The organism is Flavobacterium hydatis, from assembly GCF_000737695.1.
Classification (GTDB): Bacteria; Bacteroidota; Bacteroidia; order Flavobacteriales; family Flavobacteriaceae; genus Flavobacterium; species Flavobacterium hydatis.
The window spans coordinates 60,860-75,594 of sequence record NZ_JPRM01000002.1; the positions used below are offsets into that span (position 1 = coordinate 60,860).

At 32.7% G+C, this 14,735-nt stretch carries 13 protein-coding genes; 8 read left to right on the forward strand and 5 right to left on the reverse strand.

The genetic code is table 11. The features are described 5' to 3' along the window. Positions 1 to 145: 145 nt before the first annotated feature. Entirely contained in the window at positions 146 to 1,378 is a 1,233-nt protein-coding gene (clpX, locus tag IW20_RS01625; RefSeq protein WP_035617908.1) for an ATP-dependent Clp protease ATP-binding subunit ClpX, read from the forward strand. 78 nt (positions 1,379 to 1,456) lie between these two features. Here the strand turns inward: clpX and IW20_RS01630 are convergent, their stop codons facing one another. After that, positions 1,457 to 2,422, reverse strand: a complete 966-nt coding sequence (locus IW20_RS01630) for a GlxA family transcriptional regulator (RefSeq protein ID WP_035617910.1) — start codon at positions 2,420 to 2,422, stop codon at positions 1,457 to 1,459. A 141-nt stretch (positions 2,423 to 2,563) separates the two neighbouring features. Between IW20_RS01630 and IW20_RS01635 the strand changes: the two genes are divergently transcribed. From IW20_RS01635 to serB, 6 genes are all read left to right on the forward strand, one after another. Next, positions 2,564 to 2,971, forward strand: coding sequence for a VOC family protein (locus IW20_RS01635; protein ID WP_035617912.1), 408 nt, complete (start codon positions 2,564 to 2,566; stop codon positions 2,969 to 2,971). A 37-nt stretch (positions 2,972 to 3,008) separates the two neighbouring features. Next, on the forward strand, positions 3,009 to 3,413 hold the full coding sequence (locus IW20_RS01640; RefSeq protein ID WP_035618124.1) for an SRPBCC family protein: 405 nt from the start codon (positions 3,009 to 3,011) through the stop codon (positions 3,411 to 3,413). 91 nt (positions 3,414 to 3,504) lie between these two features. After that, positions 3,505 to 3,915, forward strand: coding sequence for a VOC family protein (locus IW20_RS01645; protein WP_035617914.1), 411 nt, complete (start codon positions 3,505 to 3,507; stop codon positions 3,913 to 3,915). A gap of 6 nt (positions 3,916 to 3,921) precedes the next feature. Further along, a complete protein-coding gene (locus IW20_RS01650; protein WP_035617916.1) occupies positions 3,922 to 4,362 on the forward strand; it encodes an SRPBCC family protein in 441 nt (146 codons plus the stop codon). A gap of 30 nt (positions 4,363 to 4,392) precedes the next feature. Beyond that, complete coding sequence (locus tag IW20_RS01655) at positions 4,393 to 4,836, forward strand: VOC family protein (RefSeq protein WP_035617918.1); 444 nt, start codon at positions 4,393 to 4,395, stop codon at positions 4,834 to 4,836. A 269-nt stretch (positions 4,837 to 5,105) separates the two neighbouring features. After that, positions 5,106 to 6,335 carry a phosphoserine phosphatase SerB gene (serB, locus tag IW20_RS01660; protein ID WP_035617920.1) on the forward strand — a complete coding sequence of 410 codons (1,230 nt, stop codon included), beginning with the start codon at positions 5,106 to 5,108 and terminating at the stop codon, positions 6,333 to 6,335. A 350-nt stretch (positions 6,336 to 6,685) separates the two neighbouring features. On the opposite strand, the gene IW20_RS01665 is transcribed toward serB, so the two are convergent. Next, complete coding sequence (locus IW20_RS01665; protein ID WP_035617922.1) at positions 6,686 to 7,096, reverse strand: DUF4288 domain-containing protein; 411 nt, start codon at positions 7,094 to 7,096, stop codon at positions 6,686 to 6,688. A 37-nt stretch (positions 7,097 to 7,133) separates the two neighbouring features. Then, positions 7,134 to 8,642 carry a GH3 auxin-responsive promoter family protein gene (locus IW20_RS01670; RefSeq protein ID WP_035617924.1) on the reverse strand — a complete coding sequence of 503 codons (1,509 nt, stop codon included), beginning with the start codon at positions 8,640 to 8,642 and terminating at the stop codon, positions 7,134 to 7,136. A gap of 259 nt (positions 8,643 to 8,901) precedes the next feature. Here IW20_RS01670 and IW20_RS01675 point away from each other — a divergent pair, with 259 nt between their 5' ends. Further along, complete coding sequence (locus IW20_RS01675) at positions 8,902 to 9,696, forward strand: DUF2797 domain-containing protein (protein ID WP_035617926.1); 795 nt, start codon at positions 8,902 to 8,904, stop codon at positions 9,694 to 9,696. A gap of 136 nt (positions 9,697 to 9,832) precedes the next feature. On the opposite strand, the gene IW20_RS01680 is transcribed toward IW20_RS01675, so the two are convergent. Then, positions 9,833 to 12,472, reverse strand: a complete 2,640-nt coding sequence (locus IW20_RS01680) for an AsmA-like C-terminal region-containing protein (protein ID WP_035617928.1) — start codon at positions 12,470 to 12,472, stop codon at positions 9,833 to 9,835. A 418-nt stretch (positions 12,473 to 12,890) separates the two neighbouring features. Continuing rightward, the gene (gene sppA, locus IW20_RS01685; protein WP_035617930.1) at positions 12,891 to 14,654 is read right to left on the reverse strand and encodes a signal peptide peptidase SppA; all 1,764 of its coding nucleotides are present in this window, start codon (positions 14,652 to 14,654) and stop codon (positions 12,891 to 12,893) included. Positions 14,655 to 14,735 lie beyond the last annotated feature (81 nt).

The following is a 14,735-nucleotide window of genomic DNA, read 5'->3' on the forward strand; positions in this document are numbered from 1 at the left end:
CTAAGTAACAAAGTGCATTGTTTTGTGAATTTGAAGATGAAAATTTAGGTTAAATAAAATGAAGTTATAAGTTATCTTAGTTCTGAGTTTTCGATACAGGAAACTCAGAACCTTAGAGCCTTTGTAACTTTGCAACTAAATATAGATGGCAAAAGTAGTATTAGAGTGTTCATTTTGTGGGAGAAAAAAGCCAGAGACCAATTTATTAATTGCTGGTATAAATGCACATATTTGTGATAAGTGTATCGAACAAGCACACGGAATTGTTTTAGAAGAATTAAAATCAAGCGGAAGCGCTAAACTAGTTGGTGATTTAATATTAAAGAAACCAAAAGAAATTAGAGCATTCTTAGATCAATATGTAATAGGTCAGGATCAAACCAAAAAAGTAATGTCTGTTGCGGTTTATAATCACTACAAACGTTTAATGCAACAACAGTTGGATGACGAAGTAGAGATTGAAAAAAGTAACATCATTATGGTTGGTCAAACCGGAACAGGAAAAACATTAGTAGCAAAAACTATTGCAAAAATGTTAGACGTTCCATTGGCAATTGTTGATGCTACCGTTTTAACCGAAGCAGGATATGTTGGAGAAGATGTAGAAAGTATATTGACACGTTTGCTTCAAGCTGCCGATTATGATGTGGCTAAAGCCGAAAGAGGAATCGTATTTATCGATGAGATAGACAAAATTGCCCGTAAGAGCGATAATCCATCAATAACACGTGATGTTTCGGGAGAAGGAGTGCAACAAGCATTACTAAAACTTTTAGAAGGAACAGTTGTAAACGTACCACCAAAAGGAGGACGTAAGCACCCAGACCAAAAATTTGTTGAGGTAAACACACAAAACATTTTGTTTATAGCCGGAGGAGCTTTTGATGGAGTAGAACGTATTATTTCAAAACGTTTAAACCGTCAGGCAGTTGGTTATAGTACATCAAAAAATGTGGATAATATCGACAAAGACAATTTATTGCAATATATCATTCCAAAAGATATTAAAGACTTTGGATTGATTCCTGAAATCATTGGTCGTTTACCAGTTTTAACGCATATGGATCCTTTAGATAGAGAAACATTGCGTGCAATTCTTACTCAGCCTAAAAATGCATTAATCAAGCAATATCAAAAATTGTTTTTAATGGATGAGGTAGAGTTTACAATTACTGATGAAGCTTTAGATTTTATTGTAGATAAAGCGTTAGAGTATAAATTAGGAGCACGTGGATTACGTTCGTTATGCGAAGCAATCTTAACCGATGCCATGTACGATTTACCAAGTTCAGATGTAAAAACATTAGAAATTGATAAAGATTACGCTAAAGAGACATTGAATAAAAATTTATTGAAACGATTAGAAATCGCTTCATAAATCTTGAAATATCTTTGACAAAATTTAAACTTTGTCTAAGATTAAAAATTAAAAATCCCAGCAATGCTGGGATTTTTTTTATCTCACTCTAAACTTCTCCCGATATTCTATCGGTTTCATTCCGACCATTTTATAAAAAACTTTTCTAAAAGATTTAGGGTCATTATAACCAGTTTTTTCAATAATTTCAGATATAGAAAGTTGCGTTTGCTCAAGATACTTCTTAGAACTCTCTACACGAATGTTCTGCAAATACTCTATAGGAGGAATTCCAACAACTTGCTTAAACCTTCGAGTCATATTACGATTACTAGTAGGGATATCTTTAGTAACCTCTTCTAGTTTTTCTATCGTACTGTATTCGTTTTCTATCTTGTGTTGCAATTGAGCAACGAGAGTATCATTATGTAAATGATTAGGGCGAAAAGTGCTAAAATAACTTTGTTTATGACGATTTAAATCAATGGCAAAAATCTTAGCAATTTGCACAGCAACCTCATTTCCGCAATACTTCTGAACCAAAAGAATCAGTAAATGAAAAGAAGAAGTAGATCCGCCACTAGTATAAAGCGTTCCGTCTGCAGTTAATGTTTCTTCGGGTTTTAAATTTACCAAAGGAAACGATTGGTTAAAAGCGCTACAGGCATCAACATGCGTCGTGGCCGATTTTTCATCCAGTAATCCCGAAGCACCAAGCAAGAAAGCACCCGTACAAAAACTAGCTATTTCGGCTCCAAACAAATGTTGTTTTTTTAGCCAAGGAATAAAATGGTTGTTTTTTGCAATCATTCCCCTCATATCATCTGTGGTAAATGCAGGAATTAAAACTAATCCCAGTTTTTCTTCAGACGCTTGAATCGAATTAACGGTATAATTAAATAATTTTTCTTGCTCCATTTGTTCAGAAGACTGAAAAATAAATATTTCAAACGGTTTTTCGCCGTCAGGATGTAATTTATTAGCAGTTTCAAAAACTTCTAGAATAGCTGCAATACTCAATAATTTATAGTCATGCGGAACGATTAACCCAACTTTTTTACTCATTATTTCTCTTTTTTAATGAAAATGACCTATACAAAAATAGTTTTTTTGTCTTAAATGACCCCAAAAATGACGTTTATTGTGGTCTAAAGGCTAGATGATTACTTTAAATTTGCTATAAATAATTTGTAAATTTATATAAAAATGAAAACAGAAATTTTCTTAAATCTTCCAGTAAAAGATTTAAAACGCAGTATGGCTTTTTTTACAGAATTAGGGTTTACATTCAATTTAAATTTCACAGATGATAAAGCAGCTTGTTTAGAAATCGGAGAAAATATTTATGCAATGCTTTTGGTAGAAGAGTTTTTTAAAACATTCACACAAAAACAAATTTGCAATACAGCAACCACGACCGAAATCTTAATGGCATTATCTGTAGATAGCCGAGAAAAAGTAGATGAAATAATTACAGCAGTAGTAAAAGCTGGCGGAACCGAGTACATGGAAGCCAAAGATTACGGTTGGATGTATCAAAAAGCTTTTTTAGATATAGACGGACACCATTGGGAAATATTTTTCATGGATGAGAGTCAAGCACCAAAAAAATAAAGAACAATTTATAAAGTATAATTTTAATCAATCAAATATGATAACAGTTCAAAGTACAGTAAAAGCTCCAATAGCAAAAGTTTGGGAAATATGGACAACGCCAAAACACATACAAGAATGGAATAATGCATCGCCAGAATGGCATACACCATACGCCGAAAATGATTTAAAAACAGGAGGAAAGTTTAAATCGACAATGGCTGCCAGAGACGGAAGTATGAGTTTTGATTTTGAAGGAGAATACACCTTGGTAAAAGAAAAGGAAGCCATTAAATATGTAATGGGCGATGGAAGAAAAGTCGAGATTAGTTTTAAAGAAACTCCAAATGGAGTAGAAGTAATAGAAAGTTTTGACCCAGAAACACAAAATCCAGAAGACTTCCAACAACAAGGATGGCAAGCAATATTGGATAACTTTAAAAGTTATGTAGAGAAGAATTAAGGAAGGTTTAAAGGCACAAAGGTTCAGATAAGCAAAGATTCTAAGTGTTTTCTAAAATATGATTTAAAAATAATAATTTAAAATATAAAGAATGGCAAAACAAATATGGCTTAATCTACCAGTAAAAGATGTAGCAAAATCGAAAGTCTTTTTCTCGAAAATAGGATTTTCATTTAATGAAGAACACGACACGCCAAACTCAACTTGCATGCTAGTTGGAGAAGGTAAATTTGTAATAATGCTTTTTGAAGAGAATATGTTTACAGATTTTTCTCAAAATAAATTAACAGATACCAAAACAAGTTCAGAGGTTTTATTTTCGATAGATGCCGAAAGTAAAGAAGAAGTAGATGCACTTGCGCAAAATGTTCAAGAAGCTGGAGGAACTGTTTTTGCTGCGCCTGCAGAGAGTCGAGGTTGGATGTACGGTTGTGGTTTTGCAGATTTAGATGGACACCGTTGGAATTCTTTATTTATGGATTTTAGCAAAATACCAAAATAAAACCTCATGGAAGCGCTTGAGTTTACCATCAGAATCAAAGCTCCTGTAGAAAAAATCTGGTCAGTTTTATGGGACGATGAAACCTACAGAAAATGGACAGCAGCTTTTGGCGAAGGTTCATACGCGATAAGTAATTGGAATGAAGGAGATAAAATACATTTCATGGCTCCAAATGGAGAAGGGATGAATAGTATTATAGCAAATAAAATTCCAAATGAATACATGGCTTTTAAGCATATCGGAGAAATAAAAGATTTTAAAGAATTGCCCATCGATGAAGAAACACAAAAGTGGAGCGGAGCAATGGAAACCTATCGACTAACGCCAGATGGAGAGCTTGTTATAGTGGAAGCTCGAGTTGATGTAGTCGAGAAATATATAGATTATTTTAAAGATGTTTTTCCGAAAGGATTAGAAATAGTAAAAGAATTATCAGAAAAAAAATAATAGACAATAACAAAAAAAATATCAAACATCATGGCAGCAGTAAATCCCTATTTAATTTTTAATGGAAATTGCGAAGAAGCATTTCTATTTTACAAGTCAGTTTTTGGAGGCGAATTTGCATACATTGGAAAATTCAAAGATATGCCAGCAGACGAAAATTGTTCACAAGTATCAAGCGACAGCGAAGAAGCTGAAAAAATTATGCACGTTAGTTTGCCTATCGGACAAACTATTTTAATGGGAAGTGATAGTACCGAACAATCAGGTAAAGTAACTTTTGGAAGTAATTTTTCGGTTTCAATTAATGTCGAAAGTACAGAAGAAGGCGATAGAATCTTTAACGGACTTTCGGCAGGAGGAAATCCATTTATGCCAATGGGTAAAACCTTTTGGGGGGCTTATTTCGGAATGTTTACCGATAAGTTTGGAGTAAACTGGATGGTGAATTTTGATGAAAATATGCCAAGCAGCTAAACTAATAATTACCAATAGGTAATTAATTCAGGAGATTATTTAGAACAATTTAAGAGCAGAAATTAGATGTTTCTTCAGGTTGTTTTAAATAATCTTTTTTTGTTAAAAGAGACTTTCATACAAGTAGTTTTAAGCATTAGAACAGAACATTAAATTATTTAAATAAATCATATCGATTTGTGTTTTTTCTTTACAAGAAAACAAAGCATATTCTTTTTTATCAACAATAGATTGTCGATTTTTGTCACTTCTAAATCAATAAAGATAAAATGACAACAGAAGATAAAGAGATTATTTTATTAAAAGTTTCAGGTCATGATAAACCAGGAGTTACAGCAGGATTAACAGCAGTATTGGCTACCTACGATGCCATTATTCTAGACATAGGACAAGCCGATATTCATGATACACTCTCTCTGGGAATTTTATTCGAAATCGAAGCAGGTTCCACTTCAGGACCAGTATTAAAAGACTTGTTGTTTAAAGCTTATGAATTAGAAGTTAAGGTAAAGTTTATCCCAATCTCTATAGAAGATTACGAAAAATGGGTAAAAACACAATCCAAGCAACGCTATATAGTTAATATTCTAGGCGAAAAATTAGCTGCATCACAACTAGCTGCAGTTGCCAAATTACTATCCGACCAAAATTTAAATATAGTTTCCATAATACGATTAACAGGAAGAACATCTGTTGTAGAGCAAGAAGATTACCCTCGTTCATGTATACAATTATCCCTAACAGGAGATGTTGTCGACAAGATTGCAATGACGGCAAGTTTTATGGAAATTTCCAGAACCCTAAATGTAGATATCTCATTTCAGGAAGATAATATCTATAGAAGAAACCGACGTTTGGTTTGTTTCGATATGGACTCAACACTAATCCAAACCGAAGTAATCGACGAATTGGCAGAGCTTAATGGAGTAGGCGAGCAAGTAAGAGCAATTACAGAGTCGGCTATGAATGGCGAAATAGATTTCAACGAAAGCTTCAAGCAACGCATGGCATTGTTAGAAGGTTTAAGCGAAGACGTTTTACAATCAGTTGCCGAAAAATTACCTATAACCAAAGGAGCACATCGCTTAATGAAAGCCTTAAAATATTACGGATACAAAACCGCAATATTATCGGGAGGATTCACCTATTTTGGAGATTATTTACAAAAAGAATTAGGAATTGATTACGTTCATGCCAACCGATTAGAAATAAAAGACGGTAAATTAACCGGTAAATATTTAGGCGAAATTGTAGATGGCCAGAAGAAAGCCGAATACTTAAAAGCAATTGCCGAAAAAGAAGGAATCCACATTAATCAAACCATAGCAGTAGGAGATGGAGCAAATGATTTACCAATGCTAAACTTAGCAGGACTAGGAATTGCTTTTCACGCAAAACCGACCGTAAAAGAAAGCGCATCAACCTCTATTTCCAGCTTAGGACTCGATGGTGTTTTATACCTATTAGGATATCATGACCGATATATCGACATGATGTAGAACATCAAATAACATAAAGTTTGTCATTCTGAGGAACGAAGAATCTCCGCAAGTAGCTCGACAATCAAAATAGAAACCTTAGCTTTAATTTAAGCTGAGGTTTTTTTATGGGCATGCCCCGCAGAAAAAGCGGGTCGGGCTATACATTCCAATCTTTTTATTTTTTAAAGAAAAAATAAAAAGGATTTCCATTGCTATCCCTCATGCGACTCAGTGGATTTTAAGCAATTTAGAATTTGAGGTTTCTAAATTCACAGCGCTAGTGCGAGCGTCTCGCTCGTACCCGCAAAGAATATATTTTAAAATTGATTGTGTTCACGAGCGGGACGCTCGCGCCAGCAACGGGTTTTTTATTTTGAAATTTCTTTTGAACGTTTTATTTTTTCTAAAAGCTCATCTTCAGTTAAAGCAAATTTCATTGCTCTTTTGTTACTAATAAGTCCATAATCTTCAAACATTATCTCGCAACCATCTTCAATGTTTTCATCATATATTGGAATTAAATCTGCTATACCAACAAAAATCCATTCCATTTCTAAATTCTCAGAATTTACAAATTTGTATTCTCCAGATTTACCAATTCTAATGGCTTTTTCATATGCGATTTTTGAGTTTTCAGCTTTTATCAAATGGAAATTCCCCCAAGTTGTTACTCTTCGTAACTCTTGTTCTTCATTTCGTTTAACGGGTTCGCATTTTTCAATTATTTCGACGATATACCAATTCTTATTTTCATTCGATATTTTGTCTTGATTATTCATTTTTCAGGAAGTATTACTAACTAATTCGTATTTAAACCTACATAGCCTTCAATTGCTCCAAATAATCTCTTTGGTTTGAAAGTCTAGGTATTTTATGCTGACCGCCTAATTTGTCTTTTTCTTTTAACCAATCATAGAATAAATTCTCTCTGGCAACATTAATTACCAAAGGATTTAGCGTCATATTATTATAACGTTTGGCTTCGTAATCGGAGTTTAGAGATTGTAAGGTTTCGTCAAGAGCTTTTTGGAAAAGTCCCACATCAGCAGGTTTTTTCTTAAACTCAATCATCCATTCGTGAGCACCTTTTTCCTTGTCTTGCATAAATATCGGAGCTACAGTATAATCTATAACTTCAGTATTTGTTAGCTGACACGCTTTGGCTATAGCCTGATCTGTATTTTCGACCATAAGCTCTTCACCAAAAACATTAATATGGTGTTTTGTTCTTCCGGTAACTCTAATTCTGTATGGGTTCAAAGAAGTAAAACGAACCGTATCACCAATTAAATAACGCCATAAACCAGAATTGGTCGTAATAACGATTGCATAATTTTTATCCAATTCGACATCAGCCAATCGGATAACTTTTTGTTCTGGTTTCCCAAAAGTCTCCATCGGAATAAACTCGTAGAAAATTCCGTAATCTAGCATTAGTAATAAATCACTAGAATTATTTAAATCCTGAATGGCAAAGAAACCTTCAGAAGCATTATATATCTCGTAGTATTTAAAATCTTTTTTAGGTAATATGTTTTTGTATTGTTCTCTGTAAGGAGAAAAACTTACACCACCATGAAAATAAACTTCCAGGTTTGGCCATATTTCAAATAAATTCCTTTTTCCAGAATCTTCCAGAACACGATTCATTAAAACCAACATCCATGAAGGAACACCAGCAAAACTGGTTACATTTTCATTTTTTGTTTCATTAATAATAGCAGCAATTTTTGTTTCCCATTCGCTCATAAGCGAAGTTTTATTACTAGGTGTGCTACTAAATTCTGCCCAAATAGGCATATTCTCAATCAAGATAGCCGACAAATCTCCGAAGAAAGTATTGTTGTTTTCGTAAATCTGAGAACTTCCGCCTAAGCGAAGACTCTTGCCTAGAAACAATTCAGAATCTTCATTATTATTCAAGTATAAACACAATAAATCTTTACTTCCTTTATAATGGCAATCCTCTAAAGCTTCATTACTTACAGGGATAAATTTACTTTTAGCATTTGTAGTTCCGCTAGATTTTGCAAACCATTTTATCGGAGTTTCCCAAAAAACATTTTGTTCACCTTGGCGAGTACGCTCAATCAAAGGTTGCAATTCTTCATAAGTTGCAATAGGTAATCTTTCAGAAAAAGTTTTATAAGAATTTATCGAGGCAAAATCGTATTGTTTTCCAACAATTGTATTTTCGGCAGCGAGTAATAAATTATGAAGAAGCTCTTCCTGAACTTCATTTGGATATTTAAGAAAAAGCTCTATTTGATGAATTCTTTGTTTAAGAACCCAAGAGGCAAATGAATTGATTATTGATAGAGGCATGAATGAATTTAGATTTTAGATTGCTGATTTTCCTAGTAACGCAAAAAGTCAGGAATTTAAGATTTGAATATCGATAGACAAATACTAACTTTGTCGTTGTATCAAAAATAGTGTTTTTTTATAAACGACAATTCTATTTATGGCAAAGATTCCACTTCAAAAATGGAGTTTTAACAGTATCGGGATTTGAATTCTTAGGAACGAATCTAAAATCTAAAAACAACTCCGAATAGCTATCGGGACTAAAAAATAAAATATAATGCAATATCAAGGTGTACTTACAAAGATGCAAACCGAAATGGGGAATCCAATTCAATATTATTTGGTTTTTGAGGACAGTTTTATCAACGTTAATCAATTATTGAATAAAGAAATTGAGCTTAATTTTGTGGGGTATCAATGTTTGAATTGTGGTAAAAAGAAAAAAATATTCCGTCAGGGATTTTGCTATGATTGTTTCTACTCAAGTCCAGCAGTTGGAGATTGGATTATGAAACCAGAATTAAGTACGGCACATTTAGGAATTCAGGATCGAGATTTGGCTTACGAAGAAAAAGTACAATTACAACCACATATAGTATATCTAGCTTTATCTAGCGAAGTAAAAGTAGGAGTAACCAGAAAGACACAAGTACCTACAAGATGGATAGATCAAGGAGCAACACAAGCTTTATCGATTGTAGAAGTTCCGAATCGTTACTTAGCAGGAATTACTGAGGTAGCGTTAAAAAGTCATTACGCCGATAAAACAAATTGGAGAAAGATGCTTCAGAATAATATCGAAAGCGTTGATTTGATTCTAGAGAAATCTAAAGTCGAAAACTTGATTCCAGATGAGGTACGCGAATATTTTTACCCAGAAAAAAATGATTTGTACGAATTACATTATCCAGTTCTCGAATATCCAAAAAAAGTAGCGAGTTTAAGTCTTGATAAAACACCAACTTTTCAAGGAAAGCTTACAGGAATTAAAGGACAATATTTATTGTTTGAAGACGGAACAGTTTTTAATATCCGTGGTTCTGAAGGATATGTAGTAACAATAAATGTGTAATTCTTAAAAAAGATATATTCTTATATGTTGAATTAAAAATTGATTAATTATCCTAAACAGATTATTCAACGATTTGTAAATGAAAAAGCCTAAGCAGTTTAAATTGCTTAGGCTTTTTTTTATGTATGATGCGATTTTATGGAGTCGTTGCAGGCTCCTCTTTTTTCTTTTTCTTAAACAAACCGTTTAATAATTCGCTCGCTTTATTAGTTACTTCCTGAGTGGTTTTTTCTTTATTTGCAGCACCCGCTTTAGTCGTATCTTTTGATTTGGTGTTTTTATTAATCAAATCGGTTAAAGCACTTGTTCCTTGTTTCGTAAGTTTATCTTTTTGCTGATTTACTAATTGCGTAGTTAAACTCGTAATGGCACTTTTCATATCTGTAGAAACTTTTGGGTTAGAGAAATTTCCGCTAATTAATGCGTTAATTGGGATGTTCTCTAATTTAGCTGCATCAGCAGGAGACATTTTTGCAATAAAAGCATTAGCTTCAGATCCAAGATATTTAGCAGGAACATCTAATTTTAAGTTATAATTCATCGTTTGGTCAAAACCGTGAGTTCCTCCAACAGTAATTTTAATATCTTGATATTTAATATCAAACGGTTTCACGTTTACTTTTCCGTTGTCAAAAGTCAAGGCTGCTTTAATATCATTCAAATTTACTTTATTCATATCAATGAATTTAATGTTTGAAGTTAAAGCATTTAATACCGTCGAATTTTTAGCATTTACAGTAGTCGAAAGTAATTGTCCTATTAAATCTCCCGAAATTGATTTTAAATCTGGAGTTAACTCAGTAGCATTAAGATTTCCGTTAAGTTTAATAGTCGAATTTAATTTACCATTGATAATCCCTGCTATCGGAGCAATTTTTTTCATCATGTCTAATTGCGTAAAAGTTTGCGCAATATCAACTTGATTAAAACCTAAATCCATATTAAAAGTAGGTACTTTTTCTTTTGTAGAAACTGTTCCGTTTACGCCAATTGTACCTCCGAAAATAGATGTTTTAAAGTTCTCTAAAGTTGCTTTTTCGTCTTTTACAATGATCTTTCCAGCAACATTTGTTAGTTTTAAATTATCATACAGAACCGTATTTGCTTTTGCAGTTAATGTACAATTTAAGAAAGCTGGAATTTTCATTGCTTCAGCTGGTTTACCCTTAGCTTTAGAATCTGTTTCTGTTTTAGCTGGTGCAGGTTCTCCTGTAGTCATAAAATCATCTACAGCAAGTTGGTTCGAACTCATGTTGAAGTTTCCTCTTAGCTCTTGTTTCTTAAACATAAAACCATAGAAGTTTTCGAGAACTCCATTAATGCTAATATCACTTTTTCCGGTTGTAGCATCAAATTGTTTTAAGTTGATCGTACTTGGATTAAATTGAACCAATGCAGTGCTAATATTCATCGATTTGTTGTTCTCATCTGTATATTTAAATCCAGATAAGCTCATTGTACCAGCATTTTTTATGTTTTGATATTGACTTTTTTCAACCGAAGCCATGTCAAAATTGGTAGTTACATCGGCTTTTAAAATTCCAGCCAATGGTTTGTCCATTTTTATAGGATAAGCTTTAGAAAGGTTAGCTAAGTTAATAGTTCCTTTCAATGCTGCATCTATAATAGGGTTAACAGTAATGTTTTTGATATTTGCTTTAGCATTAAAAACATCCTGATCAATCTTAAACGAAAGTTTATCTAAATTTACATAAGTATCATTTAATACTCCTGTTTCATTTATAATCTTAGTATCGATTACAATGTTTTGAACCGATTTTGGTAAGTTCGGATATTTAAACGAAGCATTGTTAGATGCAATTTCGATATTAAATTTAGGAACTGAATTGTCTGAATATAACCCTTTGGCAAATCCAGCAACAGTAAAATCTCCTGTAGTTTTTACACCATCTAATCCAGATGCATAAGCAGAAGGAATTAAACCCAAGAAGTTTGTAAATGATGAGGTTGGAGTTTTAAATTTCAAGTCATATTGTTGACCATCTTTAACCATTTGGATAAAACCATCAAACTCTAATGGTAATTGATTAATAAGTGCTTTGTTTTCTTTAAAGGTATATTTGCTTTTTTCTAAATCGATACCTAAAACTGCATCAAGAGTTAAGGATACATTTTTCATGTAATTTAACTTGTCCATATCCAAAGATACTTTGGCAGTCGATTTTGTAGTTAAGTCTAATTGCGAAGCAGTAAAGTCTCCTTTACCTTCATGGTTTAAACTATCGATAACCATTTTGATTTTAGATCTTTGGTCAAAATATCTAAAAGTAAAGTTTTCGATTTTATACCCTTGAATTTTTAAAGAAAGAGGTTTGCTAGCTGATGTGTCTTCTTTTTTAGAATTGTCTTTAATAGCAATGTCAAAATTTCCAACACCGTTTTTGTCGAATATAATATTGATTAATCCGTTTTTAGTATCAATTCCCTGAATACTCAAAGGTTCATCTTTTCCTTTAAAAAGTTCTTTGATGCTCATTTTTAAATTCAATTCGCCTAAAGAAACTAATGTATCTCCCTCAAAAGGAGCTTTGTTTATAATCACCAATTTTTCTATAGAAACGTTGGCATTCGGGAAGTTTTTAAATAAGCTCAAATCAGCATCTACAAAACTAACTTTAGCATCAACACTTTCGTTGATAGCTTCAGATATTTTGGCTTTTATCTGATCTTTAAAAAAATACGGAATGGCAAATAATGTTGCAATCAGTAAAACAATTACTATTCCTGCGATTTTTAAAATTTTCTTTACATTCATATACTGAGTTGTTTACGTTCGATATTTCAGGTTATTCTTATGCCTGCTACTTGCAAAAATAGACTTTTATGCGTGATTCCTTTTGTAATTTTTTCATAAAAAGAAATTTCAGTATAAATATTTGTGAGATTTATCTGTTTTTTAAATACAAAAAAATAGCTTACTGCATATCGAGGGGCGACTATGAGTAAGCTATTCAAAAAAATAAACAGGGTTGTATTTGTTGAAAACTTTACATGTGTAAAGTGTCTTAAATACGGGTATAACTATCCTTCTAATATTTCGCTAAAGTAGCTACAACATATAGTTACATGTGTTACCAGTAAATTAAACCTGAGTTAACTTTAATGAATTTTGTAAAATAAAAAATCCGTTTAAGTTAAGACTCAAACGGATTATATTTATAATGAAGTTGTGTTTATTGAATATTAATTTGAAAAGGAATCATGGCTTGCACCCCTTTTTTATTTTGTAACCTTTTTATTTGTTCAATAATAACATAATTGTCTTCGCCTATTTCTTCTTTAAGGAAAGCTTCTTTTGATTTTGCAAAAGGTAAATTTTGCAACATATCATTAAACTTCTTATCGTATTCAGGATAGTTTTGTGTGGTGAAGCTTTTTATTTTGGCAAGACTAGCTGCTTCGGTAATTGCATCATTTAAGCCACCAATTTTATCTACAAGACCAATTTTTACAGCCTCAGAGCCTGCCCAAACTCTTCCTTGTGCAATAGCGTCAACTTGGTCAAAAGTCATTTTTCTTCCTTCGGCAACATGAGATACAAATGTTTTGTAAATATGTTCAACACTTTCCAGGGTTACAGCTTTAAAGTTTTCATCCATAGGTACAAACGGACTGTATCTAGCTGAGTTTTCATGAGTTTTAACTTGTTCAGTATTAATTCCTAGTTTAGTTGCCAAAGGAGTGAAGTTTGGTAACACACCAAAAACTCCGATAGAACCTGTTATGGTATTACTTTCTGCAAATATTTTATTGGCATTACATGCAATATAATATCCTCCAGATGCTGCATAATTACCCATAGATACAACCACAGGTTTTACTTTTTTGGTTAATTCTATTTCTCTCCAAATCAAATCAGAAGTTAAAGCACTTCCTCCCGGACTGTCGATTCTTAATACAATTGCTTTTACATCTTTATTTTTGCGAGCTTCTTGCAAAGAACGACGCATAGATCCTTCACCAATAACGGTAACATCACCTTCGCCACTTTGTATTTCTCCTTGTGCATAAATAATCGCAATTTGATCACCAGAAGTATCAGAACTCATTGCAGTAGTAATAATGTTTTGAGTATAGTCAGAAATGGAGATTTTATTATAATCATCATCACCAGTTACTTTTAGTGCTTTTTTGATAGCATTATGATATACATCTTCGTAAGCAATAACATCTACAAGACGTTCTGCTTTTGCCATTTCTGGAGTTCTTGCTAAAAGTCCGTTAGCGATTTCATTTAATCGTGTAACAGGAATGTTTCTGCTTTTAGAGATATCAGCGACAACAGAAGCCCATATTGAGTTTAATAAGGCACCAGTTTGTTCTCTGTTTGCATCACTCATTTTATTTTCAAGAAATGGTTCAACTGCACTTTTGTATTTTCCATGACGAATTACTTCCATGTGGATACCTGATTTATCCTGAAAATCTTTAAAGAACATAATCTCAGATGATAGTCCTTTAAAATCTAAATCTCCAACAGGATTTAAATAGATAGTATTCGCAACCGAGTTTAAATAGTATTCTTTTTGCGAATAACCATTAGAATAAGCCATTACAAATTTTCCTGATTTTTTAAAGCTTTCAAGAGCATTTCGTAATTCTTTACTTTGAGCCATTCCTAAAGATGATGCATCATTAAGGATAGAGATTCCTTTAATGTTATCATCCGTTTTAGCAACTTCTATAGCGTTAATAATATCTGTTAAGCCAATGCTTTTTTGCTCTGAAAAGATAGTAACCCAAGGGTCTTTATATTTTCCTGCATAATCATTTTGTATTTTTCTTAAATCGAGCTCAATTACTGAGTCACTTTCTACTGTAACAGCACTACTGTCGCTACCAAAAACAGCGGCTAATAACATTATTCCAAAAAAGGATAGCATGAAAAAAACAAAAATACCGATTACGGTAGCTAGTACATTCCCTAAAAATTTCATAATTACATTTTTTTAATAAGTAGCTTAAAGTGCTGAATTGTTACAAATCTTAAGATGAAATAGCCAATAATTGTATAGCTC